Source organism: Kribbella sp. NBC_00359, from assembly GCF_036097425.1.
Classification (GTDB): Bacteria; Actinomycetota; Actinomycetes; order Propionibacteriales; family Kribbellaceae; genus Kribbella.
Window position 1 is genome coordinate 6,758,849 of the sequence record NZ_CP107975.1, and the last position, 25,608, is coordinate 6,784,456.

The 25,608-nt window shown below is 66.2% G+C and carries 22 protein-coding genes, 1 tRNA gene and 1 pseudogene; 10 read left to right on the forward strand and 14 right to left on the reverse strand.

Annotated elements, in window-relative coordinates; translation table 11 throughout:
- Positions 1 to 48 precede the first annotated feature (48 nt).
- The 3 genes from ribB to OG876_RS32865 form a co-directional block, all read right to left on the reverse strand.
- The gene (gene ribB, locus OG876_RS32855) at positions 49 to 726 is read right to left on the reverse strand and encodes a 3,4-dihydroxy-2-butanone-4-phosphate synthase (RefSeq protein ID WP_328520564.1); all 678 of its coding nucleotides are present in this window, start codon (positions 724 to 726) and stop codon (positions 49 to 51) included.
- 328 nt (positions 727 to 1,054) lie between these two features.
- A complete protein-coding gene (locus OG876_RS32860; RefSeq protein WP_328520565.1) occupies positions 1,055 to 2,644 on the reverse strand; it encodes an acyl-CoA carboxylase subunit beta in 1,590 nt (529 codons plus the stop codon).
- A 51-nt stretch (positions 2,645 to 2,695) separates the two neighbouring features.
- Positions 2,696 to 4,939 (reverse strand): MMPL family transporter, encoded by a 2,244-nt coding sequence (locus OG876_RS32865; protein WP_328520566.1) that lies wholly within the window; start codon positions 4,937 to 4,939, stop codon positions 2,696 to 2,698.
- 583 nt (positions 4,940 to 5,522) lie between these two features.
- Between OG876_RS32865 and OG876_RS32870 the strand changes: the two genes are divergently transcribed.
- Positions 5,523 to 5,813, forward strand: coding sequence for a helix-turn-helix domain-containing protein (locus OG876_RS32870; RefSeq protein WP_328520567.1), 291 nt, complete (start codon positions 5,523 to 5,525; stop codon positions 5,811 to 5,813).
- Positions 5,814 to 6,237: 424 nt separating this feature from the next.
- Here the strand turns inward: OG876_RS32870 and OG876_RS32875 are convergent.
- Positions 6,238 to 7,137: pseudogene (locus tag OG876_RS32875) on the reverse strand (IS3 family transposase); the annotation flags it as partial.
- Between the two features lie 260 nt (positions 7,138 to 7,397).
- Between OG876_RS32875 and OG876_RS32880 the strand changes: the two are divergent.
- Positions 7,398 to 8,447, forward strand: coding sequence for an IS110 family transposase (locus tag OG876_RS32880; protein WP_328520568.1), 1,050 nt, complete (start codon positions 7,398 to 7,400; stop codon positions 8,445 to 8,447).
- Positions 8,448 to 8,495: 48 nt separating this feature from the next.
- On the opposite strand, the gene OG876_RS32885 is transcribed toward OG876_RS32880, so the two are convergent.
- The 8 genes from OG876_RS32885 to OG876_RS32915 all read right to left on the reverse strand — a co-directional run bounded on the left by OG876_RS32885 (position 8,496) and on the right by OG876_RS32915 (position 16,470).
- The gene (locus OG876_RS32885; RefSeq protein WP_328520569.1) at positions 8,496 to 8,759 is read right to left on the reverse strand and encodes a transposase; all 264 of its coding nucleotides are present in this window, start codon (positions 8,757 to 8,759) and stop codon (positions 8,496 to 8,498) included.
- Positions 8,760 to 9,170: 411 nt separating this feature from the next.
- A complete protein-coding gene (locus OG876_RS32890; protein ID WP_328520570.1) occupies positions 9,171 to 9,863 on the reverse strand; it encodes a TetR/AcrR family transcriptional regulator in 693 nt (230 codons plus the stop codon).
- A gap of 579 nt (positions 9,864 to 10,442) precedes the next feature.
- A complete protein-coding gene (locus OG876_RS44155; protein ID WP_442914197.1) occupies positions 10,443 to 10,664 on the reverse strand; it encodes a helix-turn-helix domain-containing protein in 222 nt (73 codons plus the stop codon).
- A gap of 94 nt (positions 10,665 to 10,758) precedes the next feature.
- Positions 10,759 to 10,911 (reverse strand): hypothetical protein, encoded by a 153-nt coding sequence (locus OG876_RS32895; RefSeq protein ID WP_328520571.1) that lies wholly within the window; start codon positions 10,909 to 10,911, stop codon positions 10,759 to 10,761.
- A 1,125-nt stretch (positions 10,912 to 12,036) separates the two neighbouring features.
- Positions 12,037 to 12,810, reverse strand: coding sequence for a hypothetical protein (locus OG876_RS32900; protein WP_328520572.1), 774 nt, complete (start codon positions 12,808 to 12,810; stop codon positions 12,037 to 12,039).
- Positions 12,811 to 13,632: 822 nt separating this feature from the next.
- Complete coding sequence (locus OG876_RS32905) at positions 13,633 to 14,865, reverse strand: IS256 family transposase (RefSeq protein WP_328520573.1); 1,233 nt, start codon at positions 14,863 to 14,865, stop codon at positions 13,633 to 13,635.
- 466 nt (positions 14,866 to 15,331) lie between these two features.
- Complete coding sequence (locus tag OG876_RS32910; protein WP_328520574.1) at positions 15,332 to 15,826, reverse strand: DUF4913 domain-containing protein; 495 nt, start codon at positions 15,824 to 15,826, stop codon at positions 15,332 to 15,334.
- A complete protein-coding gene (locus OG876_RS32915; RefSeq protein WP_328520575.1) occupies positions 15,823 to 16,470 on the reverse strand; it encodes a type IV secretory system conjugative DNA transfer family protein in 648 nt (215 codons plus the stop codon). Before OG876_RS32915 ends, OG876_RS32910 begins: the two co-directional genes overlap by 4 nt.
- Before the next feature lie 309 nt (positions 16,471 to 16,779).
- On the opposite strand from OG876_RS32915, the gene OG876_RS32920 reads away from it, so the two are divergent.
- Together OG876_RS32920 and OG876_RS32925 are read left to right on the forward strand one after the other, a co-directional pair.
- Positions 16,780 to 17,322 carry a recombinase family protein gene (locus OG876_RS32920; protein ID WP_328520576.1) on the forward strand — a complete coding sequence of 181 codons (543 nt, stop codon included), beginning with the start codon at positions 16,780 to 16,782 and terminating at the stop codon, positions 17,320 to 17,322.
- A complete protein-coding gene (locus tag OG876_RS32925; protein WP_328520577.1) occupies positions 17,323 to 18,432 on the forward strand; it encodes a recombinase family protein in 1,110 nt (369 codons plus the stop codon). It begins immediately after the preceding gene.
- 96 nt (positions 18,433 to 18,528) lie between these two features.
- Here the strand turns inward: OG876_RS32925 and OG876_RS32930 are convergent.
- Positions 18,529 to 18,614: transfer RNA gene (locus OG876_RS32930), tRNA-Leu, on the reverse strand.
- Between the two features lie 151 nt (positions 18,615 to 18,765).
- On the opposite strand from OG876_RS32930, the gene OG876_RS32935 reads away from it, so the two are divergent.
- From OG876_RS32935 to OG876_RS32960, 6 genes are all read left to right on the forward strand, one after another.
- Positions 18,766 to 19,575, forward strand: coding sequence for a maleylpyruvate isomerase family mycothiol-dependent enzyme (locus OG876_RS32935; RefSeq protein WP_328520578.1), 810 nt, complete (start codon positions 18,766 to 18,768; stop codon positions 19,573 to 19,575).
- 9 nt (positions 19,576 to 19,584) lie between these two features.
- Entirely contained in the window at positions 19,585 to 20,073 is a 489-nt protein-coding gene (locus OG876_RS32940; RefSeq protein ID WP_328520579.1) for a VOC family protein, read from the forward strand.
- Between the two features lie 85 nt (positions 20,074 to 20,158).
- Positions 20,159 to 20,824: a hypothetical protein gene (locus OG876_RS32945; protein WP_328520580.1), complete on the forward strand. Its 666-nt coding sequence runs from the start codon at positions 20,159 to 20,161 to the stop codon at positions 20,822 to 20,824.
- A gap of 9 nt (positions 20,825 to 20,833) precedes the next feature.
- A complete protein-coding gene (locus tag OG876_RS32950; RefSeq protein ID WP_328520581.1) occupies positions 20,834 to 21,382 on the forward strand; it encodes a DUF6529 family protein in 549 nt (182 codons plus the stop codon).
- A gap of 11 nt (positions 21,383 to 21,393) precedes the next feature.
- Complete coding sequence (locus tag OG876_RS32955) at positions 21,394 to 21,789, forward strand: Rieske (2Fe-2S) protein (RefSeq protein WP_328520582.1); 396 nt, start codon at positions 21,394 to 21,396, stop codon at positions 21,787 to 21,789.
- 38 nt (positions 21,790 to 21,827) lie between these two features.
- The gene (locus OG876_RS32960; protein ID WP_328520583.1) at positions 21,828 to 23,159 is read left to right on the forward strand and encodes a M20/M25/M40 family metallo-hydrolase; all 1,332 of its coding nucleotides are present in this window, start codon (positions 21,828 to 21,830) and stop codon (positions 23,157 to 23,159) included.
- On the opposite strand, the gene OG876_RS32965 is transcribed toward OG876_RS32960, so the two are convergent.
- On the reverse strand, positions 23,150 to 25,588 hold the full coding sequence (locus OG876_RS32965) for a glycosyl hydrolase (RefSeq protein ID WP_328520584.1): 2,439 nt from the start codon (positions 25,586 to 25,588) through the stop codon (positions 23,150 to 23,152). The two genes, OG876_RS32960 and OG876_RS32965, sit on opposite strands and share 10 nt — an antisense overlap.
- Between the last annotated feature and the right edge of the window lie 20 nt (positions 25,589 to 25,608).

Consider the following 25,608-nt stretch of genomic DNA (forward strand, 5'->3'; position numbering starts at 1 on the left):
CCGCCCGCTTGACCGCACGGCCGGATGCCGATTGGGCAGTACTGGGCATCATGCCACCCCCTCAAGCTGGGTCTGCGCAAGCAGGAACTCACGCAGGAGCTCGATACTTGTAAGGACGAGCCCATGTTCGCGGGCGAACTCCACGAGATCTGGGAGCCGCGCCATCTGGCCGTCGGCTTTGATCACCTCGACAATGACCGCTCCCGGGTCGAGGTCGGCCAGGCGCGCCAGATCGACCGATGCTTCGGTGTGTCCGGGCCGCTCGAGGGTCCCGCCAGCTCGCGCGATGAGGGGGAACACATGGCCTGGGCGCCGTAGATCCCCGGCTTTGCCTTCGTGGAGCAGGGCGACGGTTGCGGCCCGGTCGGCTGCCGAGATGCCGGTGGTGACGCCGTGCTCAGGTCCGCCGTCGACGCTCACAGTAAACGCAGTGCCATGCGGATCCTCGTTGCGGTCCACCATCAGGGGCAGGCGCAACTCTTCGGCCCGATGGGGTGTGATCGGTGCGCAGACCAGCCCTTTCGCGTGCGTAATCATGAAATTGATGACTTCGTCTGTCGCATACTCGGCAGCGACGACGAGGTCACCCTCGTTTTCGCGGTCCTCGTCATCGACGAGCACGATCATGTCCCCGCGTGCGATAGCGGCTACGGCGTCCGGGATACTGTCCAAGCAGGTCTCGCAGACAGGGGTTACGACGGCTGTCGGGGAATGGATGTCGGTCATGCGGTGCACCTTCCTTGCTATGTCCTGAGCGTTATGAACCAGTGGAATTGGTATCGAGAGGAGATGTGACCTGCCACGTCCTGGTGCGAGAAGACGGCTCAACGGCGTGTCGACTGCAACTGGCGCCTAAGATCAGTGGCTTCGGACAACAGATCGGAGCACGGTCCGAGGCCGCGCATACCTCGTTGCGGCTGAACCGTGCGGCGATTACCGGGATCCTCCGGTGCATCGACACGGTCAACCGAAAGGAGCGCTAGCGTCAACGCTACGACCTCCTCGTCGGCCGGCGCCTCCCTCGTTACGAGGTGTGCCATGACCTGCTCGCCGGTCACAGCGGGATATTCCCGTGCTTGCGACGGGCGAGGTCCGTGCACTTCGTGCGCAGCATGGCTAGCGCCTCGACGAGGCGCTGTCGGGTCTCCCTCGGGTCGATGATGTCGTCGACGACGCCGAGCTCCGCAGGAAGAAACGGTGTTATCGTCCGCTCGTACTGCTCGATCAGCTCGGCGCTGCGCGCCTTCGGATCACTCGCGGCCTCTATCTCGCGTCGGAAGATGACCCGAGCGGCCGCCTGCGCACCCATTACAGCGATCTCGTTTCCTGGCCAGGCGAGGCACAGATCGGCTCCGATCGACTTGGAATTCATCACGATGTAGGCGCCGCCGTACGCCTTGCGCAGAATGACCTGCACGCGCGGCACAGTCGCCTCGCAGTAGGCGTACAACAGCTTGGCGCCGCGTCTGATCAGCCCCGAGTGCTCCTGGTCAACCCCGGGGAGGAACCCTGGCACGTCGACCAGTGACACAAGTGGAATGTTGAAGGCGTCGCACGTGCGCACGAACCGAGCCGCCTTTTCCGCTGCGGCGGCGTCGAGAACTCCGGCTCGCACCGCGGGCTGGTTGGCTACGAAGCCCACGACCTCCCCGCCGAGCCGGGACAGGGCACACACCACGTTCGTTGCCCAGTCAGCATGAAACTCGAGGTATTCGCCGTCGTCGACAATGTGGTCGAGCACCTGCCGCACGTCGTAGCCGACCCGCGGGTCGCTGGGCACGACATCGAGCAGGTTCTCGCCGTTGTACCGCCGCTGCAGGGGCTCGAAGCGCGGCGGTCGCTCCTCGTTGTGCGACGGAAGGAACGAGAGCAGGTAGCGCACCTCGAGGAGGCACTCCTCCTCGTCGTCGTACACGAACGTGGCCAAGCCGCTCGATGCCCCGTGTATCTCCGCGCCGCCGAGCTCGCACGGGCTGACCTGTTCCCCGGTCACCTGAGCCACAACGTCGGGTCCTGTGACGAACATGTTGGAGGTCTGGCGCACCATGAAGATGACGTCATTGAGCGCCGGGGCGTAGGCGGCTCCGCCGGCGCACGAGCCGAGCACGACAGCGAGCTGGGGCACCACGCCAGACATGTGCACGCTGCGGGCGAAAATCCCGCCGACGCCCGCCAGCGATGCGACGCCTTCTTGGATACGGGCGCCGCCTCCGTCATTGATCGCCACGATCGGGCATCTAGTCGACTCGGCGAGATCCATCAGTGTGTGGACCTTGCGGGCGTGCGCCTCACCGACCGAACCTCCGAAGACGCGAGGGTCCTGCGCGTAGACGAAGATCCTGCGCCCGTCCACGAGTCCCCATCCCGTCACAACCCCATCGGTATCGGGGCGGTTGATCCCAATCCCGAACGCGGTGGCCCGATGCCGGACAAGCTGGCCAGTCTCGACGAACGTGCCTTCGTCCAGCAGCAGCTCGATCCGCTCGCGAGCTGTCAGCTTCCGGCCGGCTTGTTGCCGCGGCGCGGGCCCGTCGACGGCCTCGGCGCGACGCCGAGCGAGATTCTCGGTGATGGCTCGAAGGCCAGTGGCAGACTTCCTTCCATCGTATGTTGGGTGATCGTCGGTGACGGCGTGGATGGACATGGATACCTCCGGACGGGAACTGGACAAATGGGAGAGGCCACCGTGGTCGGTTTAGACGTCTGGGTGCGCAGTCGAGAGCGGGTGATTAGCCGGCCGCACCGAAAACGGGCGGGGCATCCACCAATTCAGCCTCCCCAGGAGGCGCATGGACGCGGGGACGAGGATTAATCGGACGACGGTCGCGTCGATAAGGATGGCGAAGGCCATGCCGAAGCCTAGTTGCTTGATCGGCAGCATCCCGACCATCGCGAAAGCGCCGAAGACCACGACCATCAGCAGCGCGGCACCGGAGATTAGCGGTGCGGTGGCGGACATGCCCGCCGCGACGCTTGCCTCATTGTCTCCTGTGGACCTGTAGTGCTCCCGCACCCTGCTTAGCAGGAAGACCTCGTAGTCCGTTGACAGGCTGAATAGCAATGTCAGCAGGAGCACCGGCACGAAGTTTTGCACCTTGGTGCTGCCCTCGAGCCCGAGTTGGCCAGCGCCAACCCCGTGTTGAAAGACCACGACGAGGATGCCGAACGTGGCAGTGACGGAGAGGAGATTCATCATGATCGCCTTCAGCGGTAGCAGCAACGAACGGAAGGTCAGCATCAGCAGCACGTACATCACCACGAGCATCACTGCAGCCACCCACGGCATCCGGTTCTGGATCACGGCGTTGCTGTCGACCCCTTCGGCCGTCTCTCCGCCTACGAAGACCTGCACATCGGGATCGTGCGTCGTCAACACGGCCGCACGCACATCGTCCAACAGCCGACGAGTCGCGGGGTCGGATGCGGACGAATTGGTCATCACGTCGAGCGCCACTCGGCGGCCGTCGTCGGACAGATAGTGGCCGACAGCGGCACGGGCACCTTCCGGGAGCCGCGCAAGGACATCGTCCGCGGCGCCAACGTGGCCCGGTGCGAGCCCGTCCAGGAGCGGGAGCGCGGAGTCGACCCGTTCCACACCGTCGATCGACTCGATCTCGCCGATCAGCCGCGAGACCGCCGCATAGCCGGCCCCTTCCAGCAGTGGCGCCTCGGAAGTGACCACGACGGTGAGCGGAGCGGTCGAGCCGGCGCCGAACTGTGACCGCATGCGGTCGTATCCCTGACGCACCGCGGATGATGCAGGCAGGATCTGCGCGTCGGGCGTGAACGTGGCCAAGCCGTGCGCCGGCATACCCATGAGGAGCAGCGCCGCTGCCCCGACGCCGAGGAAGAGGACTGGGCGCCGCATGACGGTTTCGGTGACTTGCTGCCACCTATTCGGCGGTGCGCCACGGTGGTCACCACCGCGAGGTTGGGTACGCCGCTGCGGTCGGCGTAGCCGGCCCATTGCGATCTTGGGACCAAGGATCCGGAGCAGCACGGGCAGCAGGAGCAACGAGCTGAGCACGGCGAAGGCCACGACGAGCATCGCACCGAGGGCGATCGACGAGATCACATTCAATGGCACGAGGAACAACGTGGCCATAGCCGCCACGATCGTGGCACCCGAGAACAGCACGCTCCCCCCCGACGTTCGCAGTGTCGCAGCCAGGGCCTGGTCGACGCTGCGGCCCCTTGCTAGTTCCTCCTTGAAGCGCGCAATGACGAACATCGAGTAGTCGATCCCCACGCCGAGGCCGAGCATGGTCGCGGTGTTCTGCACGAAGAGCGAGAGTTCAACCCGGCTGGCCACGATCGCGAGGAGCGCGAGGGTCGTCACGATCGCCGCGACACCAACCGCCACCGAGACGAGCGCGGCGACTACGCCCCGGAATACGAGCACCAGCACCAACAGGATCAAGGGAAGGGCAAGCAGCTCTGCGTGAGCGAGCCCGCGTTCGCTGAGAGCGTTGACCTCTCCCCAGAACGGTCCCGTGCCGACCAGAGAGACCTCGAGCCCTCGGACGTCGTACCGATGGGTGAACTCCTTCTGGACGTCAGGGAGCACCCTCCGTGCGCTGTCTTCGTCCAGGCCCAGCCCCAGGATCTGCATCGCTGTGCGCTGGTCTCTGCCGACGTATCTGCTCCGCATGACTGGATCGGAGGTCGCGTAACCCACCTCGCTTAGGGTCTCCAGCTCTCTATTGCTGGCGACCTCCCGCAGCACTGCGCTCACCCGGCGAGAGAACTCCGGCTGGGCCGCCGCGTACCGCTGGTCGTGCACGACCACGGTGATGCTGCTCCGTCCGCGACCCACGAAGCCGTCCGCCACGAGCTCGGCGGCGCGGGCACTGTCGGATCCCTCGACCGTCCACCCGCCGGCCGAAAGCAGGTGCGGCAGCGGCGCGCTAGCTATGCCCGCCACGGCGAGCAGCAGCACCCATCCGGCTAGGATGGCCCATCTGTGACGGCCTAGGAACGTTGCCAGACGCTCCGGGAGTGTGGCTCGGGGCATCGACTGGGCGGGTCGCATGGGCGTCACGGTTCGCATCTGAATCTGGTCCTTACGTTGATGTAGCGACAATCGCTCCGAGCGCCGGAAACGACCTTTCATCCGCCGCCATGAGGCGACGTTGCGCTGCCCCAAGCCAGGGGCTTCAATGGACTTGCCGCTGCTCGCGACTCTGAGCCTCGGCAGAGACAGGGGTTCGTCCCCCGCGCCCGGACGTTCGGGCGCAACGAGGTCGTCTGCCACGAGGGGCGACCCGGCCGATTCGCTCCACTTGGTGCCATGCTGGCCATCTGGCCGTGCGCGGCAGCCTCGCCTCGGGTGCGGCGGCTCCCTTCAGCATTTTGGGATCCGGGTGACTACCTCGATAAGCTCGCCCCTCTCCGGCCTGGCTGTCGACGAACGGCCGGCGTGGTGGCGATCGAGGACAGCCGTATGCTCGCTCTTGCCGCGTCCAGCCTCAACCGGCTCTGCCAGACCAACGCGCACCTGGAAGGCGTGTTATCGACCCCTGTTGGCCGAGAGCGTCGACCGGCTGAGCCGGCGGCTGCTAGAGACGATGGTTGTCGGGCTAGAGCTGCGGATCTACCGCCGGCTCATCGACCTCGTCGCCTCGTTCCGCGCGCCCAACAACACCGCAACCATCCCCCTGTGCCAGGCCAGCTTGGCGGACCTGGTCCGCGCGACCCGGCTCTCGTCAAAGCAGATGCTGCACCGGCTGGTCGACCAAGGCCAGGTGCGTGTCCGCCGAGGCCGCATCGACGTCCTCGACATCGATGCGCTGTCACGTCGGTGTGGCTACTGAACGACGGCCGGATGCATCGGCGGACCTCAGTTGTCGTCATAGTCGTGCGTCGCGTAGTACTCGTAACTCATGGGAGTCTCCTCCTCCTCGATTGTGCCGCGTCCGGCCTTCTCTCGGCGCGATCCCGCGGACACGTTTGCCGATATCTGAAGGCTTCCACCGCCGAATCTCGTGCGCTGTCGGCAGCACGACGAATCGTGTGTCGGAAAGCGGACACAACGACAGACCGGTCCACCACAGGACCGCGGCACGAAGCTCGCCTCAGTGCGCACACAGACGCTGCAGGTCTGGCTCGAGAAACGGCGCACGACCTGGGCTGGGACAGGGTCCTGCGCCGTTGCCACAGGCTTCGTGCACTCTTTCGAGTCATGCACCGAGATGAGCCACCTGATTCGCCGCGAGGAGCGGCCGGAGGACAACCCGGTCATGGCGGTCGGGTACTTCTGCAGCGTTCTGTCGCGGCGCGCGGCGGCGGACGCCGTATGCGCCCACGACGAGGCTCGCTCGAACGCCCTTGCGTTTCGATCCAGGTCACGATCGCGATCCGGAGTTCGTCGCGGGTGGACCAGGTTCGCCGATCGAGAACATTCCTCTGCAGTAGCGCGAAGAAGCTTTCCATGGCGGCGTTGTCGCCGGCGGCGCCGACCCGGCCCATCGAGCCGACGATGCCGTGGCGTGCGAGGGCACGGACGAACTTCCTGGACCGAAATTGGGCGAGTTCAACTGGTCGATCCGCGGTCGGTGTGCAGAACACAACCGGCCACATCCGTGCGCCTCGCGACGGCATTGTTGAGCGCGGCGACCGCGGGCCGGGACTTCATCCGCGAGTCGATGGAGTAGCCCACGATCCGGTTCGAGAACACGTCCTTGATCGCACAGAGATACAACTTGCCCTCCCTCGTCTTGTGTTCGGTGATCTCGGCCAGCCACAGCTGGTTCGGCGCCGTTGCGGTGAAGTCGCGGCGAACGAGGTCGTTGTGGACCGGCGGACCCGGCTTCTTGCCGTTCCTGCCACGCTTCTTCTTGCCGAAGGCACTCCACCAGCGGTGTTCGGAGCAGATCCGCCAGGCGGTGCGATCGGCCATCGGCTGTCCGGCGTCACGGGCCTCGTCGACCAGGAACCGGTACCCGAACTCCGGGACGTCGCGGTGGGCGTCGAACAGCGCGTTGGGCCGGTATGCCGCTTGAGCTCGGCGGCAGGGACACGCTGGGCCAGCCACCGGTGGTAGGGCTGGCGAGCGATCTTGAGTACCCGGCACGTCACCGCCACCGCGATCCCGGCGGCGGCCAGCTCGCTCACGAGCGGGTAGCGCTGTAATGGGTTGCGGTTGGCCCGTGGCCGGCTGAGAGGCTGACCTCGACCAGTGCGGGTGACTCCGGGTAGATCCGACTCACCGCTGGTGGTGATGTCTTCAAAAGGACGTGTCCCCGCGCCTGGTCAAGGCTCAGCCCCTGCGCGCAGATGTCCTGATCAGAAGCCTGTCCGTTGGCCGGATCGCGGCCCGACGTGACTCATTACAGATGTGTCTCTGAGCGACCCACGGGCCGGGCAAGTTCCGATTCGTGCAGTTCGTAAGGAGAAGCATGCCCCGCGTTGCAGACCTGTTCGTCCATGTCGTCGGCGTCGACACCCACGCCAGGACCAACACCTTCGCGTTGCTAGAGACCAGATCCGGTGTGGTCCTCGCCACCGAGACCTTCCCAACTAGCGCTGCCGGCAATCGACGCGCGACCCAGTGGGTCTTGCGCAACAGCGAAGGCAGCGTACTGGCGGCCGTCGAGGGCACCTCCTCCTACGGCGCCGGCATCAGCCAGGCGCTGCAAGACGAAGGCGTCGACGTGGTCGAGGTCCGCCCGCTGGCGCATGCGAGTCGTGCTCACACAGGCAAGTCCGACCCGATTGATGCCGAAGCAGCCGCACGACACGTGCTCGGCCAGGACTTCACCAGGCTGGCCCGACCACGCGACACCGGAGCGCGTTCAGCGTTACGGATCCTGCTGTCCGCCCGGTCGATCATCGACCAGCAGCGCACCGCGAACCGCAACGCGTTGACCGCCCTTGTCCGAACCAACAACCTCGGTATCGACGCCCGCCACCCGTTGACCGACGCACAGGTCCGGACCATCGCGGCGTGGCGACTTCGGCCGAACCAGACCACCGATGCCGCCACAGTTGCACGCGCAGAAGCACGGCGTCTTGCGCAGGCGGTACTCGAGCAGACCACGCTCCTGGCTGACAACCATCGGCAGCTGCGAGAACTCACCGACAAGATCGCCCCCGGACTCCAAGACGTCCGAGGCGTCGGACCTGTCACCGCCGCCATCATTGTCTGCGCCTACTCCCACCACGGACGCGTCCGGTCCGAAGCGGCTTTCGCCGTCTTGGCCGGAGTCGCACCGTTGCCAGCCTCATCGGGCAACACCACTCGCCACCGCCTATCGCGAGCCGGCGACCGCCAACTCAACCGAGCCTTCGAGGTCATCGTCCGCACCCGAGTCACCTGCGACCCAGCCACACGCGACTACGTCGCGCGTCGCAAAACAGAGGGCATGACCACCCGTGAGATTCGCCGCTGCCTAAAACGCTACGTCTGCCGGGCGATCTATCGCGAAGTCCGCTCCTGCATGGCTTGACACGAGGGCATAGAAGCGTCCTTTTCCCGGAAGACTCGCCTGCGATAGCTACGCCGCCGCGCGACGCAGCACCTCGTTCTCCCGCTCCAGCAACTTGATCCGCCGCCGCGCCTCCCGCAACTCGGCCGCCTCACCACGGCTCGGACCCGGCTTGGCGCCCTCGTCGACCTCCGCCTGGCGCAGCCACTTGAACAGCGTCATCGGGTGAACCCCGAAATCCTTGGCCACCTGCTCGACCGTCACTCCAGGCCCCCGGTCGCGAGCAACACGCACCACGTCGTCACGGAACTCGCGAGGGTAGGGCTTGGGCACAGCAACATCCTTCCAGGTCGCCATCTCGGCACGCCAACTCAGATGTCACCTATCAGTGCAGCAGACCCCGCGCTTGCGTCCGCCCTGACTCTGGACGACGCCTGTTTGAGCAGCCGTTCGAGATCGAAGCCAGTACCCCGGCTACTACGTCGACGGAACCGGCTCCCTACCGGCATCCAGTTCCGGCCACTCGGCCAGATCGTTGTTGACGTTCGGCTTTCCCCGCACCGTTCGATCGTTGAAGGGTGCGCGCGCCCGCTTTCGCACTCCGAGCTCGCTGCAAAGAAGGACGACCTGGCAAGCACCTGGCATCAAGAGTTGACGAGCGCACCGCACGTGCTGTCGTTGCAGCAGGCCAATGTGATCAGCCTCGGGCTCAGTATTGCCAGCTGCTTGGGCTTGCTTCCTTGGTCAGGCAGGTTCAGGGAGGCCAAGTACTGCGCCCAGGCGGGCCAGCTGGTGGTCCAAGTGGCTGGCGAACTGTGTGACGGTGTTTGTCAGTTGGCCAAATAGTTCGAGGCTCACCAGGCCCCAGAGTGAAGAGAATGCGAGTAGGCCGCGGGCGAGAACCTCTGGTTCCAACTCGCTGGATAGGCCAGGGCGGAGCCGGTCCAGCTCGTGGTGGAGTGCTCCCGTCATAGGGGGATCGTCGGCGGTCGGCTCGAGCTTTGCGTCGGCGAGCAGGCCGAGCAGCAAGAGGGGCACGCGGCTTCCGGCGGCTGTGGTTCGCTCCGGAGGCGCTTGATAGCCAGGTACCGGGCTGCCATAGAGCAGTGCCCATTCGGCCGGGTTCGCGACCGCCCATATGCGCACTGCACGTCCGATAGCCAGCCAGCGACGGCCCAGGTCGACACGGCGGCACCGGGACTCTGCAGCCTCCACGGCGTCGCCCAACGAGTTGTACGACTCCTCGATCAGTACAGTTAGCAGCTCGTCCCGGCTTGGCACGTAGCGGTAGATCGCTGACGAGACCAGGCCGAGCTCGCGAGCGATCGCCCGCAGGGACAGGCCAGCGCTCCCTTCGGTGCCGAGCTGCTGGTGAGCTATCCGCAGGATGTCGACCATCGTTTGCCGGTGCTGGCGCTGTCGCGGGGTCTCCGTCATCGGTTCATTGTCGCTAAACCTCGAGATCTACGCTATCTCTACCACAGTCAATAGCGTCCGGAACAACGGCCCACACCCCGTCGGCATGCTCTCCGAGCAGGTACTTTGGCCTCGCAATCACGCGGAAAGTTGAGCTCGCACGAGGTAGCGACGAGGTCCTGCAGTTTGCCGACATTCCAACCGGCCATCCGACCGTGGTGCCATCAAGAGCCCCTCAGGACCGATGAAGCGAATCGTCGGCGTAGGGGTTGGACGGTGGGGCAGGTAAAGCCACACGGTCGTGATCTCAGGGAAGGTCTGGGTCTTCGAAGGCTTGTTGGAGGGCTTGGCGGCGGTTGGGTTGGCGGCTTGGCGGGCGAGGTAGGTGTCTTGGGTGATGGAGACTTTGGCTTGGCCTAGTTGGTCGGCGATTTGGCGGGCGGTGTGGCCAGCTTGGTCGAGGGCAGTGGCGGTGGTCTGCCGAGTGCGTGGGAGCGGATTCAGGCGAGCTTGTCTGATCCGGCGAGCCGGATCGCCTCGTGAAGCTGAGCAAGGAGGTTGGAGTGCTGTCGAGTGGATGCCGTAGGTCTTGGCGATGCCTCAGACCAGCCTGTGGTTGGGTTTGATGCGGCCGGTTTCAATGAGTTCGATTCTGGTTTGGGGCCATGTGAAGGTGTCGGCGACCTGCTTGCGGGTCATGCCAGCTTCGCGTCGGAGGGCTCGCAAGCTGTGGCCTAGGTCGCGGCGGGCGGTGTTTGCCAGCGGGGAGAGCGCGGTGCGGAGGGCTCGGCGGGTGTTGGTGGGGTCGCGGTGGCCGCCGATGGTGTCGGCGAAGACGGGGTCGTCGAGGCGGGTGCCGTCGGCGCGGCGGGATGCGAAGTGTGGCGAGGGCTCAGTGCGGGAGGTGGAGGAGGCGTTAGCCGGTTCTGGATTTGGTGCTCTTGCGGAGGAGGCATTCGCCTTTGAGGCGGGCGATGGTGTGGGTGACTTCGACGGTGCCGGCTTCGAGGTCGATTTGGTGCCAGACGACGGCGAGGGCTTCGCCGATGCGGACGCCGGTGCCGAGCATGAAGGTGGTCAGGTCAGCGAGGTCGGCCTCGACGGCTCGTTGGTCGGCGGCGAGGCTCTTGCGGAGGGGGCGACTTCTTCGCGGGTGAGGCTCGGGGTGGGTTATTGGTGGGGGCCTCGATGGCGTCGACTTCACCGACGGGATTGACGGAGGTGGCGCCATAGCGGACTGCGAGTTTCACGGCGCCGGGGATGATCGCGCGGCAGGTCTTGGCGGTGGGCGCACCGGCGGTGCTCTTGATCTTGGTGAGAACGGTATCGATGCGTGGCGTGCTGGCTTTGCCGATGCGGAGTTCGCTGAGGGCTGGGCGGATGTGGTTCTTGAGGGACCGTCGGTAGGTGTCGAGCGGTGTGGGGGAGCGTTGCCGTCGGCGACCAGGCCCTCGAATCTCTTCTCCCAGAGGTCGAGCAGATGGCTGATCTTCTGCATCGCGGTGAGCTCGCCGGCCTGGTTGGTCCTGGAGCTTCTTGAGCACAGCGCGCTCGGCAGCGGTCTTGGTTTTGCCGTAGGCGGACACGGGACGGACGTGTCCGTCGTGGTCGCGGAACTTGTACTTGGCGGGCTTGCCCTTGTCGTCGGTCTGAGCGACCCACGTGGAGATCTCGCCCCAGCTTCCGATGGGCAGTGGTGGCGTCGACATCTCACGCCTCCAACCTGTGTGACGGTTGGAAGCTCAACGCCAGGCCGAGGCGTCGAGTCTGGGAACACGGCAACGATGAGAAACGGTGTGATGTGACGCATAGTCACGATCGGATGAACAGCGAAGAGGTGGCCTGATGGTCTCCGGTCGGGGACTGGGGTGGATGCGACTTGAAGCAGCACCATCGCAATTGAGTGCGTTTTGAGTGTGCGGGAGACACAATCAAGCCCAGGACACTCTCATGACCTGGGCTTTTGTGGCCGCCCGCGACTCGAACCCCGAACCCGCTGATTCTCTGTCGAGATGATCGACGAGAGGTGTCTGCTAGCCGGATTGCGCGGGTGATCTGTGTAGATGCACGACCAGGGTCACCCCGACACATTTGATCGTTCTCAACGTTGCCCGTCCATTTTACATTGGGTTAGATGTGGGGATCAGGAATCGTCTGTGAACCTCGCCGTCCCGGTCCGCGCTGTCTGTACTGATCAGGAATCGCTGGGGCTCGGCGTGGGGCTGGCCGCCTGCTCGATTGGAAGGATCAGATAGGCGCACGACCCAGCGGCTGGAGGGGAAGGGTTGGGTGCTGGGCTCGGCGACGATGCTGGGGTATGGGTTGGGGTTCGGGTTGGGCTACTCGTGGTCGAGGGCGGGATGGTTGGCAGATGGGGTGGCCGAAGACATACCTCAGACTGATCCTTCGCGCCGACTGTCACAATGACGCTCAATGCATTGGTGACTGCGGGCATCGAGAATTCGTGTGTCATCACGCCGTCGCCGTCTGGACCAACGATTGCGTAGTAGGCCAACCGATCGAACGGGTCCGCTACGGTGCTCATGGTGACGCGAACGAACATTCTGTCGTCAGCCCTCAACCCACTTGCATGTGCAGTACCTTCGATAAAGATTCGGTCCTCATCATCGCGGATAGCCTTCGCGGTAATGCTCGGTCGGTCGTCTTTAGCAAAGACTATAGGCGTCAAGATTACGGCGATGATGATTCCAGCCATCAGCATGGGTATGCCGATCCAAAGAAATTTGGAATTTGCTGAGAGTCTGGCGGCCAGCGCGCATCCGACCGCAAGCACGACCAAGATCACGGCCACGGCTGTCAGTACCGGGTAGTTCCGCGCCAGTCGAGCGACTGTGCCAGTCAACTCGCCGAATGCTGCGAAGATGGCGGCAAGAATCGTGACGCCGCCTGCAAGGGCCGTCGCGACATCCTTCGTGGCTTCTGGGTTGCCATTACCCATGGTCACCATCCTCCAACCTGCGGTCCTCGAACCTGTTCTCCAAGGCCGCGACGACTAGCCGAGCCTTCCACCGGTCCAGGCGCTCACACCAACGACGAGGCATGTGTTCCTGGGTGGCGCGTCCCCTCACAACTGCCATATCTCGAGGACAATCTCATTGCTGTTCGTCCACCTGGGTGCTGTCCATGATGCCTCAGCGCGCGCGATCTGTTGAGTCTGAAAGGTAGTTTTCCATCAGCCTCGTCGAGGGACGTCCGACAAGGCTGATGGCAACGTCCGAGCTTGACAGAATTCAAACAATCGATCATTGGCATCGATCCACCTTTCCTCCTGGTCCCGACCTCCTCTGCCTGAGTTGCAGTCCTCGCCAGTTCGGTCTCGCGATGGAGTCAGGAAACCGCGAGATCTTGCCGTTCCGAGAAGTGCTGGCAAGATGACCAAATCCGGGTGCGCCCGTGTGTCTGGCACAGAACCGCACTGTCCGACGCCGCAGCAATTTGATATTGCCCGACGAGTAGGCGAGGTGACGGCATCAAGCAACCGTCGATTTGCGACCGGGCAGCCGAGTTGCACGCCCACCTTCAACAGCAGATCTGACCATCGAGGATCCGACGGGGGCCTGCTCGATCCACAACACACACGTCGCGTCGTGCCCGCGGCGTTGGAGACGATCGCCGTAGTCGAGCACCTGTCCCAGACCAACACGCAGTTGGTGAATCTCATTGCCGAGCGTCAGTGACTTGACCTCGCACACCACCAAGCGGCCAGGTTGCGTCCCGCGGAGTGGTGGAAGTGGGTCGTCACCGTGTGCGGGTCAGCGAGTGGTGCTGATCATGCCGTGAGGAGTTCGGTTGGCGCCACCTCCTCGGCTGGTTGCGTGGTGGTGTCGAGGAGCGCCATGGAGCCTTCGGACAGGTAGCGGCGTTCGGAGACCTGCCATTCGTCGTGGGTCTCGACCAGCACCGATCCTGCTAGGCGGAGCAGGGCGGCGGGGTTGGGGAAGACCCCGACGACGTCGGTGCGGCGCTTGATCTCCTTGTTCACCCGTTCCAGTGGGTTGGTCGACCAGATCTTCTTCCAGTGCGCGACCGGGAAGTCGGCGAACGCGGTGACGTCGTCGGCCGCGGCGCGAAGCATGGCTTCGACCTTGGGCAGTTGCCGGCCCGGCATGGTGGCGATCACGTCGAGTTGTTCGCGGACGTGGACCGGGTCGGGCTGGGCGAAGATGGTGCGGATCGCGGCGGCGACCATGTCGGCGTGGCCCTTGGGGACCTGGGCGAGGACGTTGCGCAGGAAGTGCACCCGGCAGCGCTGCCACGCGGCGCCGAGCAGGACCGCCTCGATGGCGGCCTTGAGGCCGGCGTGGGCGTCGGAGATGACCAGTTGGACCCCGCGCAGGCCCCGGGTCTTCAGGCTGCGCAGGAACGCGGTCCAGAACGCGCCGTCCTCGCTGTCGCCGACGTCGAACCCCAGGACTTCGCGGCGCCCGTCGGCGGCGACGCCGGTGGCCACCACGACCGCCTGGGACACCACCCGGTGGTCGACTCTGGCCTTGCAGTAGGTGGCGTCCAGGAAGACGTAGCGGAACGGCTGCTCGGCCAGTGACCGGTCCCGGAACGCGGCCACCTCGACGTCGAGCTCGGCGCAGATCCGTGACACCTCGGACTTGGAGATCCCAATGTCGGCGCCGAGTGCCTTGACCAGGTCGTCGACCTTGCGGGTCGAGGTGCCGTACAGGTAGGCCTCCATGATCACCGCGAACAGCGACTGATCCACCCGCCGGCGGCGCTCGAGGAGTGAGGGAAAGAACGATCCCGTTCGCAGCATCGGGATCCGCAACTCCAGATCTCCTGCGGTCGTGGTGAGCGTCTTCGACCGGTGGCCGTTGCGCTGCGCGACCCGGTCGGCGGTGCGTTCGTGCGGTCCGGCGCCGATCACCGCGGTCAGCTCGGCCTCGATCAACGCCTGGTAGATCGTCGTCGCGGCCTGCCGGATCCGTTCCTCGACATCACCACCCTTGAGAACTTCGAGCACCTCGAGCAGGGCAGACTGGTCCAGAGCCATCGTGTGAAGTGTCCTTTCGCGAGAACCATTGGCGTGGTCTCGCCGACCTTCACACGATGGCCTCCTCACGCGTGGGCATCCACGCCGAGCAGATCCCGACTTACACCACCCGAGGGGACGCAACCAACGGATTCGGAAGGCGATGTCAGCCGTGGGTTGACATCGGCTCGAAGCCAGAGAGCGTGGATACGAGGTAGGACAGATTCAACGCTCGAGCTGCCTACTACCTGTTCCTCAACGAGAACCCGAACCAAGGCCGCCAAGTTCTGCCATCTCGGGACGCTAGCGCCCTTGAGCGCCGCACTGACACCTTCGTGGCTCAGGCCCCAGGAAGGTCACGTTCGTCAAACCAACGGCTGATCTTGCGGGTTGATGGCTTCCCCGCCATCTCGCACAGGCTTTGCAAGGCTTGCGCTAGATCGCGCTGCGGACCAGGCGGCAGCCGATCCTCGCTGAGATCCGTAGGTCAGGCGCCGTACGTGAGCGAGTCGTACAGCTCGGGCGGCGGTGTGCTCCAGGGCAGAGGTTCGAGTTCGCCGTTCTCGTGGTGCTTGGTGCGGGTGCAGTTCTTGAAGGTGCCGCTGGGGTCCATCAGCTTGGCCATGTGGGGGTAGCAGTGGTCGCGCCACCACACGCTCATGCCGGTGCCGGGTTCGAGCCGGAGGGCTTCCCAAGCGTGCCAGAGCGCGGACAGGACACACACGGCTTCGCCGTGTTTCCACCACTGGCTGCACCAGGGTGCGTTCGGCGGGATGTGGCGTCGGAAGGCCTTGATCAGGAAGTGCTCGACGAAGTCGGGCAGGGTCTTGAAGTACAGCTGCGGTTGTTCGCCGGCGGCTTGTTCGAGGGCGTCGCCGGCCGCGGCGGCTTCCTCCTCGAGCTGGTCCGCGAGGTCGCGCTGCGCCTCGTCGCCGTCGTCGCCGTACGCCGTGTCGTCCCATTCGGTGTCGGGCAGCGTCACGAAGGCTCTCCTGTCGGCGCGATGATCGAGCTGCGTGCGCCGGGGTCGTGCCGCGCGAGGGAGGCGCGGACCCGGTCGGCGTACGGACGTTCCATCCAAGGGATCGACCTGATCAGGGTCGCACGCGCCCCGGACGAGAACACGATCGCGCGGCCGGCGGGCAGCGCTGCGAGCTCGGCGATGTCGAGGATTTGTTCGCGCTGCAGCTGTCGGTTGACCGACGTGCCCTGCTTGCTGGTCGACGTCGAGGAGCGCAGGAGTTCGCGGTCGCCGATGAGCTTGCTGAGCCGGTCGAGAAAGGTGGCGTCGTCGACGCCGCCGCCGTAGATGCGGCGGTTCGCGGCGGACCAGAGTTTCTCCATGCCGCGCTCGCCCCAGCAGCCGACGCCTTGGGCCCAGGACTGCAGGATCGTGACGAGGACGATGCCGCGGGAGCCGTAGTGGCTGTACAGGTCGGGCAGGTCTTTCCACCGGCACACGTTCGCGGCCTCGTCGAGGACGCCGATCATCGGCACGGGGAGCAGGTCGCCGGGGCAGGTGGTGGCGTAGTCCCCGCCGGCCTTGACGGCGGCGGTGAGCGCGGTGACGAGTGGTCCGGCGTTGCCGGCGCCTTCCCGCGACAGGCCGTAGAGGTTGACGTCCACGATGCGGCTGCGGTGAGGGCCCGGCAAGGGGCGTTGCGGACCGCATGCTCTCGGACTCCGATGGTCAGCGACGCGCATGGTTGGGCAGTGCGCTGGCTCGGGGGCGTTGAGCGGATATGACGGGTGGGCGGCCGGTGAGCGAGCCAGGAGGTCCAAGTGGTGACTCGGAGCTGTGGATAACTGTGGTTGTGCTGGAAGGGGTGCCGGTGCTTTGTTCACAGGCGGCTCGTGTGCTGTGCCGGATTGTTGTACGACTGGCGAAGGTGGAGCGCGGGACCGACGACGCTTCCGTGATGGAGGAGGGGCGTCTTGAGCGGCGATGAGGTCGATGAGTGGTCGACGCCGGATGACTTGTTGGGGATGGAGGCGCTGGCTGAGACGCCGGTGGCGGGGGAGGGGATCGGGCGGCTGGCGTTCTACGGGCGGTGTTCGACGGAGGACAACCAGGATCCGCGGACGTCGAAGGCGTGGCAGGTGGTGGAGGCGGAGCGCTTTGTGGGGCCGTTGGGTGGGGTGATCGTTGAGGAGTTCTTCGATGTCGGCCAGTCGCGGTCATTGCCGTGGGAGCGGCGTCAGGAGGCCAGTCGGCTGTTGAGGGCGTTGAAGGATCCCGGTCGTCGGTGGGATGGGTTGGTGGTGGGGGAGGCTACGCGGTGCTGGTTCAGCAATCAGTTCAGTCTGACGTGGCCGAAGTTCGATCGGTACGGCGTGTCCCTGTGGATACCTAGCCTCGGTGGTCGGTTCGATCCGGAGAACACGGTCCATGACATGGCGATGACGATCACGGGCGGGTTGTCGACGTCGGAGCGTCAGCACGTGCAGCGCCGGGTTCGTGCGGCGATGGCGGCGTAGGTGCTGATTGATGGCAAACACCAGGGCGGCCGTGCTCCTTATGGCTACCGGGTGGTCGACGCCGGACCGCACCCGAACCCGCGGAAAGTCCAGGAGGGCTATCGGCTTCGTGTGCTCGCGATCGACGAGCTTGCTGCGCCGGCCGTGGAGCGGATCTATGCGATGTATCTGGAGGGTCTGGGGTTCAAGGCGATCGCTGAGACGCTTAACGCCGAAGGTACTGCGTGTCCGTCGGCGCACTCCCCGAAGCAGAATCGGCATCGGAGTGGGCACGGTTGGCAGTCGTCGACGGTCAAAGCGATCCTGGACAACCCGCGCTACACCGGCTTCGCCGTCTATGGCCGGTGGCGGAAGGTCGAGGAGTTGCTTGATCCCGAGAACGTGGCGGCGGGTCATGTGGTGAGGTTCCGACGGTCGCCGACGTCGAAGATCGTCCGTTCGCGCGAGGCCGCGCATGCCGCGATCGTCTCGTTGGAGGACTTCACGCGGGTCCAGCTCGAGATACGCGCACGCCGAGAAGCCGGCCTGCGCGACCAGACATCTCGAGAGCGAGTGCGCGTGCGCACTCCGCACACGTATCTGTTCAAGGGTCGGGTTCGGTGCAGCATCTGCACCAGGAAGATGGAAGGCGCGATGCGCCGGAACACGGAGTTCTGTCGGTGCGCGGCACGCACCCTCGCCCCTGGCGCGAGCGCCTCCCTGGAGCATCCGCCGACGGTGTACCTCCGTGTGGATCAGCTCAGCACGAGGGTTAACGATTGGATTGCGAAGCTCTTCAGTCCCGAGTACCTGGATGCCACCGTCGATGAGCTCACCGCGGCGGTCGAGGAGGACGCACCGGCAGATCGCACGGAGGCGGATCTGAAGAGGAGGATCGCCGCGGCGGAGGCGACGATGTGGCGGCTTCGGCGCGCGTTGGAGGCCGGTTGGGATCCTGCTGAGATGACAGCGCAATACAACGCTGCGGTCGCTGAGAAGCGAGCGGCCGAAGCGGGCCTGGCGACAATCGAGCGTCCGCAGCGGCTGACGCCGAAGGAGATCCGAGCGATGGTGGATCAGTTAGGCGACATCGCACAGGCGCTGGATTGCGCGAGCCAAAGAACTGGCTGACCTGTACGACGCACTTCGGCTGGCGATCGATTACTACCATCGGGCCCGAGTGGCCGAAGTCTCGATCACGCCTGCCCCGCGTGTGAATAGTGTGTGTGTCCGAGGGGGGACTTGAACCCCCACGCCCCGCGAAGGGCACTAGCACCTCAAGCTAGCGCGTCTGCCTATTCCGCCACCCGGACGAGTGGTCGCACCGCCTCAGCGGTGCTGACCGGAGAACAGTAGCAAACTCCAGGGGTGGAATTCACATCGGGCGGGTGGGCTGGTGACGAGGGGGTGGGGAGAGCGTAGTTTGAAATTCAAGGAGCGGCTCGCGGTGGGAGGTGAGGGGGCATGAGCGGTTGGAACGGCATGTCCTTCGAGGGCAAGGAGACGATGCTCGGGGTGGTGCGGCGGGAGGCCGGACAGTTCTTCGAGCTGGTGGACTCCGACGACGTCTGGGAGGCGCCGACCGGGGCCGGGCACTGGCAGGTGCGGGACGTGGTGGCCCACATCACGGACACGACGGAGGCGTACTTCGTCGCCTTCGACGCGGCTCGGGCCGACCAGGAGCTGCCGGAGGCGTACGGGTTGCCGGGGATGGCTGCGCGGGTGGACACACAGGCGCTGGCGCTGCGGTCGGTGCCGCGGACCGAGTTGGTCGAGCGGCTCCGTACGGACTTCGACAAGATGATGGAGATCTTCGACGCGCTGGGCCCGGAGGAGTGGAGCGGGTTCAACGTCCCGCACTTCTACATGGGTCCGCTGCCGGCGTTCTTCTTCCCGGCGTTCCAGCTGATGGACTACGGCGTCCACTCCTGGGACATCCGGCAGGGGACCGGCCGGGCCCACGGGCTCTCGGGCGAGGCGGCGGATCTCCTCGTACCGTTCATGTTCGTGTTGTGGAAGTACACGACCGGCGCCAAGGATCCGTGCGAGCTCGGCATCCGGATCACCAGCGGCCCGAACGCCGGCGACACCCTGGTACGGGTCGGCGCGGACGGCATGGACTACGAGCCGGGGGACGCGACCGGGCTGCCGACGGTCCTCGAGTTCGACCCGGGTAGCTTCGTGCTGACCGCGTTCGGCCGGAGCAACGCCGGCACGATCCGTGGCGACCGCGCGGTCGCCGACCGTTACCTGAACCTGTTCTTCCGGATCTGAGGGGATCGCATGACCGATATCGACCTGCCCGCGATCGAGGCCGAGCGCGACCGGATCAGGACGACGTACCTGACACCGGGCGGGAAGAGTTCCGCGCGCGGGCTGCATCACACCGCGCTGCTGAGTGCGGACGTCGAGCGCACGGTCAAGTTCTACCAGGAGGTGCTCGGGTTCCCGCTGACGGAGATCATCGAGAACCGGGACTACCAGGGGTCCAACCACTTCTTCTTCGACATCGGGAACGGGAACCTGCTCGCGTTCTTCGACTTCCCCGGGCTCGATCTCGGTCCGTACGCCGAGGTGCTGGGCGGACTGCATCACCTGGCGATCTCGGTCGAGCCGGCCCAGTGGGAGCGGCTCAAGCACAACCTGGACGAGGCCGGCGTCGAGTACATGGAGGAGAGCGGTACGTCGATCTACTTCCGTGACCCCGACGGCGCCAGGATCGAGCTGATCGCCGACCCGCTGGGCGAGATGTACGGCCTCAAGGTGCTCTGAGCCACGAGGTCGTCCGAGCGCTCAGCCGTTGACCGGGTGAGCGCCGGGCGGGATCCTCGGATCAACGCGCTCCGGGGGGAACGAGATGGGGCAACGCAGTCCGTTGGTGACACTTGCGGCGACCGCCGTGGGTCTTGTCGCCCTGCTCGTGGTCAACAGCACCCAGACCGGCAGCCCGACCGCGGCCGGCACCGCAGCCGCGCCGGTGACGAGTACCCCGACAACTACGGAACCCTCGACTACACCGCCAACCCCAACTGCGGTGCCGCAGAAGACCGCTACACCCTCGGCGCAACGGACCACCGTCTACGCCGGTAGGACGACGGAGCGTGAGGCGAGTGTCGCCATAGCGGTCAAGGGCGACCGAGCCGTCGCCTACGTCTGCGACGGACGTCGGCTCGAGGCCTGGCTGACCGGCACGTTCACCACAGGTCAGCTCGCACTGCGCTCCCGCACCGGCGAACGGCTCGTCGGCACTGCGACCGCGAAGTCAGCGGTTGGCACGTTCACGTTACGTGGCCGCACGCTGCACTTCGCGATCAGCGCGGCTGGTCCGCCGGCCGGGCTGTACCGGTCGGCGAGCAACAGCAGGACCATCGGGTGGATCGTGTTGCCGGACGGCAGTCAGGTCGGCGTCGACAACGACGGGACGCCGTCGGCTGCACCGCGGCTCGATCCGGGGAGCCGAATTGCGAGCATCGACGGCGTGCAGGTGACGGCGCAGTCGATCACCGGTGACGAGACGTTCTGAGGAGCGGATGTGACGACGACACCGGTTCACCAGGTCACGAGGGTCGGGATCCCACTCGCGGTCGGGGCCGCGGCCGCCGTCGCACTCGGCGTCTACGGTCGGGTCCACAACCCCACCGGCGTCGCGATCAACGTCGCGGGCTTCTCGAGCTTCCAGTCCGTGAAGGCCTGGATGGCGACCCTCGCCCTGCTGCTCGGCGTGGTGCAGGTGGTCTCCGCGATGGCCCTCTTCGGACACTTCAAGGGTCTGGCCGGGCGTTCCTGGGTCGGCCCGCTCCACCGCTGGTCAGGCCGTGCCGCGGTCGCGGTCACCCTGCCCGTGGTCGCGCATTGCCTGTACGCATTGGGATTCCAGTACGGCGAACCGCGCGTACTGATCCATTCACTGCTCGGCTGCTTCTTCTACGGCGCGTTCGTCGCGAAGATGCTCACGCTCAGTCGCAGGGACGCGCCGTCGTGGCTGCTGCCCGTGGCCGGTGGTGCCGTGTTCACCGCCCTGGTCGGGCTGTGGCTGACCTCGTCGCTGTGGTTCTTCACCACGTTCGGCATCATCCGTTGAAGGGACCACCTGTGTCCGAGACCAGTCGCCGTACCTTGCTCGTCGCCGCCGGACTGGCGACCGTGACCGGCTGCGCCAAGTACGGCGAACCCAAGAGCACGCCGGCCCCGGCACCGGCCAACGCCATCCTCGGCAAGACCGAGGACATCCCGGTCGGTGGCGGGGTGATCTTCGCGCCGAACCAGGTGGTCGTCACGCAGCCGGCCAAGGGCAGTTTCAAGGCGTTCAGCTCGATCTGCACGCACCTGGGCTGCCCGGTCGCGACCGTCGCGGACGGCACCATCAACTGCGACTGCCACGGCAGCAAGTACGCGATCGCCACCGGCGCCGTGGTCGCGGGACCGGCGCCGCGACCACTCCCGCCCAAGCAGATCACCATCTCCGGCGACTCGATCACCCTGACCTGACGACGATCTGACCGACCCGGTGGGGGAGGATGGGTCGCATGACTTCTCCGACGCCGAGCGACCGTACGTCGTACACCCCCGACGCCGAGGTGGTGGAGCTCTGCAGTGAGCTGATCCGGATCGACACCACGAACTACGGCAACGGCAAGAGCAACGGTGAGCGGGTCGCCGCCGAGTACGTCGCGGCCAAGCTGGACGAGGTCGGGATCGAGTCGACGATCTACGAGTCCGAGCCCGGCCGGGCCACGCTGGTCGCGCACTGGGAAGGCGAGGACCAGTCCGCCGATCCGCTGCTCGTGCACGGCCACCTGGACGTCGTACCGGCCGATCCGAAGGACTGGAAGGTCGACCCGTTCGCCGGCGAGATCTTCGACGGGTGCGTCTGGGGCCGCGGCGCGGTCGACATGAAGGACTTCGACGCGATGGTGCTGTCGGTGGTCCGGGCGCGGCAGCGGGCCGGTGCGAAGCCGCGGCGGCCGGTGCGGCTCGTCTTCACCGCGGACGAGGAGGCCGGCGGCGTGTACGGCGCCCAGTGGCTGGTCAACAACCACCCGGACACCGTTGCCGACTGCACCGAAGGGATCGGCGAGGTCGGCGGGTTCTCGATCACGCTGAAGGACGACCTGCGGCTGTACCTGATCGAGACCGCCGAGAAGGGCATGAACTGGATGCGGCTCAAGGCCCGCGGTACGGCGGGCCACGGGTCGATGGTGAACACCGACAACGCGGTCACCCACCTGGTCGAGGCGGTCACCCGGATCGGCGGGCACGAGTGGCCGCTGCGGATGACGCCGACGGTCCGGGAGTTCCTGAAGACGCTGGAGGACGTGCTCGAGATCGAGCTCGACCCGGACGACATGACCGCGACGTTGGCGAAGCTGGGCAGCTTCAGCCGGATGTTCGGTACGACGATCCGCAACAGCTCCAACCCAACGATGCTGAACGCCGGCTACAAGGTGAACGTGATCCCCGGCGACGCCGAGGCGCACATCGACGGCCGGTTCCTGCCCGGGTACGAGGACGAGTTCTACGCCACGATCGACGAGCTGCTCGGTGACAAGGTGCGGCGTGAGACGGTGGTCCAGGACATCGCCCTGGAGACCGAGTTCAGCGGCGGCCTGGTCGAGGCGATGAAGGCATGCCTCGCGGCCGAGGACCCGCAGAGCCGGACCGCGCCGCTGCTGATGTCGGGTGGTACGGACGCCAAGTCGTGGAGCCGGTTGGGAGTGCGCTGCTTCGGGTTCGTGCCGCTGCAGCTGCCGCCGGACCTCGACTTCATGGGCATGTTCCACGGCATCGACGAGCGGGTGCCGACGGCGTCGCTGGAGTTCGGTTCCCGGGTCCTGGACCGCTTCCTCGATCAGGCCTGATGCCGCAGGACCACAGTCGGTGGGTTGAGCAGACCTGAATTCAGGAAGTCGGCGGCATGCTCGACGTTCTGGAGGTCGAAGCGGCGTCCGTACTGAGCGGTGACGGATTCGACGAGCGGCGCGAGGTGGTCGTCTGCGGCCAAGGCGTTGGCCGCGGTGTTGTGGACGACGATGCGCAGGTCGTTCGGTCCGGGCTGCGCCGCATGCGTCAGGTCGACGCGGTACGGCGGCGCCCAGAGCGTGCCGCAGAGGGTGTCGTTGAGCCAGATCTCGGCGGCGACTCCGATCGGCGGCACGAGCATCGCCCGGTAGGAGTGCGCCGGTAGATAGGTCTCGGTCTCGGCCGGCACAGCCTGGCCGGCGCCGAAGTCGAGCAGCACCCGCGTGCTCGCGTCCAGGTCAGGTAGCTCGACCGAGGTCTGGTAGGTCGCGGATCCCGAGTACGCCGCTCGGCCCGGGTCGTCCTCCCAGCGGTGCGGGAGCGTCACGGGCGTGGTCCCATCGGCGAAGGCGACCATCCACGCCCCTCCGCCCGAGCCGACCGTCACCTCTTCCACCGCGACCCGTTCTACCGACGAGCTGGTCGGGACGAGGACGGTCGCCTCGTACGCGTCCAAGGTCACCTCCGCTCCGTCGATGACCGTGACCGCGCCGGTGAACGGATCCCACTGCTCCACCGGCCCGTCGCAGCGGACTGTCCGCGGCTCGTTGCCGGTGTTCGCGACGAAGTACACGTCACCGTCGTCCAGTCGGCGGTGCACCACCCCGACGTCGTCCGGCGCTGTCACCGGTGCAGCCGGCAGCACCGCCGACGGGTCACCGACCACTGAGCCGCCGGCCGCTCGGACCGCGTCGAGCCAGCGGGTAGTTGCCTCCGGCATCGTCGCGTCCGGGGGTACGACGACCAGCGGAACCTCGGCCGGGTCGATCAGACTCAGCGCATCGTCGTCGATCAGGTCGAAGTCGAGTCCGGCCGACCGGATGCTGCGAGGGATGTCGTCGCCGATCAACCGTCGCACGGTCCGATACAGATTCAGCGATCCGTGCATCTCGGCGTACGCGTCGGAGGCCGGCACGTAGACCTTGACCGGCCGGACCGGTGTTCCCTGCTGCAGCAACCAGGACAGGCGGTGCAGATAGCCGAAGAGATCCGTTGCCACCGGCCACCAAGGGTTGCGGTCGTCGAGCGCACCGGCGGCGTAGAAGATCCAGCCCAGTCCGGGGCCGCCGGACGGCGAGTACGGCCAGCCGTGTCCGATCAGCTGATTCACCCCGGACAGGAAGTGCTCGTGCGCCTCGCCCTTGAGATCGAGCGGGGTCGCGCGGAACGACGGCGAGTGGACCCAGGTCCAGGCTTCCGCCGACACGACCGATCGGCCGTGGATGCTCGCGGCCGATGACGCCCACCGCGTCTCCGGGATGCTCGTCCACCCCCAGCCCTCGCCTTCGAACAGGTCGGCGAACCGGTAGCTGCTCATCGTCGCGGGCGGTTCGCCGTAGCTCTGGATCCGGAACGGTACGCCGTGCCCGGCCGCCCAGCGCTGGAAGACCGCGACGAAGTTCTCCTCGTACAACTCCGACAACGTCCGGTGGAAGTCGATGCGCAGTTGCCTCGAGCCGGTCGTGTCGACGAGCAACTCGTACAGCCGCGGCCGCAACTCGTATCCGCGCCGACGGCCGAATTCCTCGAGGATGTTCGCCGTCCAGTCGGCCTGGTACACCTCCAGGCTGTCGCAGAACACCGATCCGACCAGCTCCGGCGTGGCCGCCGTCAGCAACGGTTCCGCGACGCATCTGATGTGTTCGGCCGCCGCAGCCGCCGAGTAGTGGTCGAGCACCGGCCCTTCCGCGCCCGCCGCGGCGCGCTTGACGTTCTGCCCGGTCAGGCGCGAGGACGCGATCACCACCTCACGCGGCCCGTTGCCCCGCGGCACCCGGATCGTGCCGTCGCTCACCGGGATTTCGACGAACGACGTGGGCACGCCCGCAGACCCTTCGCCCACGAACGCTGCGACGACCTCGTCTCCGGGCCACGCCGCCACCGCCGGTACGTCGTACGCCTCGGGGCCGATCTCGCGCCGATCCCAGCAGAGCCGCCGGGCGGCCAGGTCCGGTCCGATGTGCCCGCCGCCGAAGGACCAACCGCTGCCCATCGTCAGGTCGAACCTCAGTCCGAGATCGCGTGCCGTTCGCGCAGCATGCCGGACGTCGTCGAGGAACTTGTCCGAACCGAACGGTGTGTCGACCGGGCCCAGCGGATAGACGAAGGCGACCTCGACCCCGCCCAGCCCGGCCGCGGCCATCGCCCCCAGTTGGCGGTCGAGCTCACGCCGGTCGACCGACGGCCCGAACCACCACCATCGCATCATCGGCCGCCCCTCGGGCGGCGGTGTCCGGAACTGGCTTCGTACGTCGTCGACGGTCGCCACCCGATCACCCCATCGCGATC

Excerpts from the sequence above, each read along its gene's own strand:
- OG876_RS32880 (WP_328520568.1), top strand. The coding sequence starts at position 7,398 with ATGCCCCGCGTTGCAGACCTGTTCGTCCATGTCGTCGGCGTCGACACC.
- OG876_RS32935 (WP_328520578.1), top strand. The coding sequence starts at position 18,766 with ATGAGCGGTTGGAACGGCATGTCCTTCGAGGGCAAGGAGACGATGCTC.
- OG876_RS32905 (WP_328520573.1), bottom strand. The coding sequence starts at position 14,865 with ATGGCTCTGGACCAGTCTGCCCTGCTCGAGGTGCTCGAAGTTCTCAAG.
- ribB (WP_328520564.1), bottom strand. The coding sequence starts at position 726 with ATGACCGACATCCATTCCCCGACAGCCGTCGTAACCCCTGTCTGCGAG.
- OG876_RS32900 (WP_328520572.1), bottom strand. The coding sequence starts at position 12,810 with ATGGTGACCATGGGTAATGGCAACCCAGAAGCCACGAAGGATGTCGCG.
- OG876_RS32960 (WP_328520583.1), top strand. The coding sequence starts at position 21,828 with ATGACTTCTCCGACGCCGAGCGACCGTACGTCGTACACCCCCGACGCC.
- OG876_RS32860 (WP_328520565.1), bottom strand. The coding sequence starts at position 2,644 with ATGTCCATCCACGCCGTCACCGACGATCACCCAACATACGATGGAAGG.
- OG876_RS32940 (WP_328520579.1), top strand. The coding sequence starts at position 19,585 with ATGACCGATATCGACCTGCCCGCGATCGAGGCCGAGCGCGACCGGATC.
- OG876_RS32945 (WP_328520580.1), top strand. The coding sequence starts at position 20,159 with ATGGGGCAACGCAGTCCGTTGGTGACACTTGCGGCGACCGCCGTGGGT.
- OG876_RS32890 (WP_328520570.1), bottom strand. The coding sequence starts at position 9,863 with ATGACGGAGACCCCGCGACAGCGCCAGCACCGGCAAACGATGGTCGAC.
- OG876_RS32895 (WP_328520571.1), bottom strand. The coding sequence starts at position 10,911 with ATGCTCGGCACCGGCGTCCGCATCGGCGAAGCCCTCGCCGTCGTCTGG.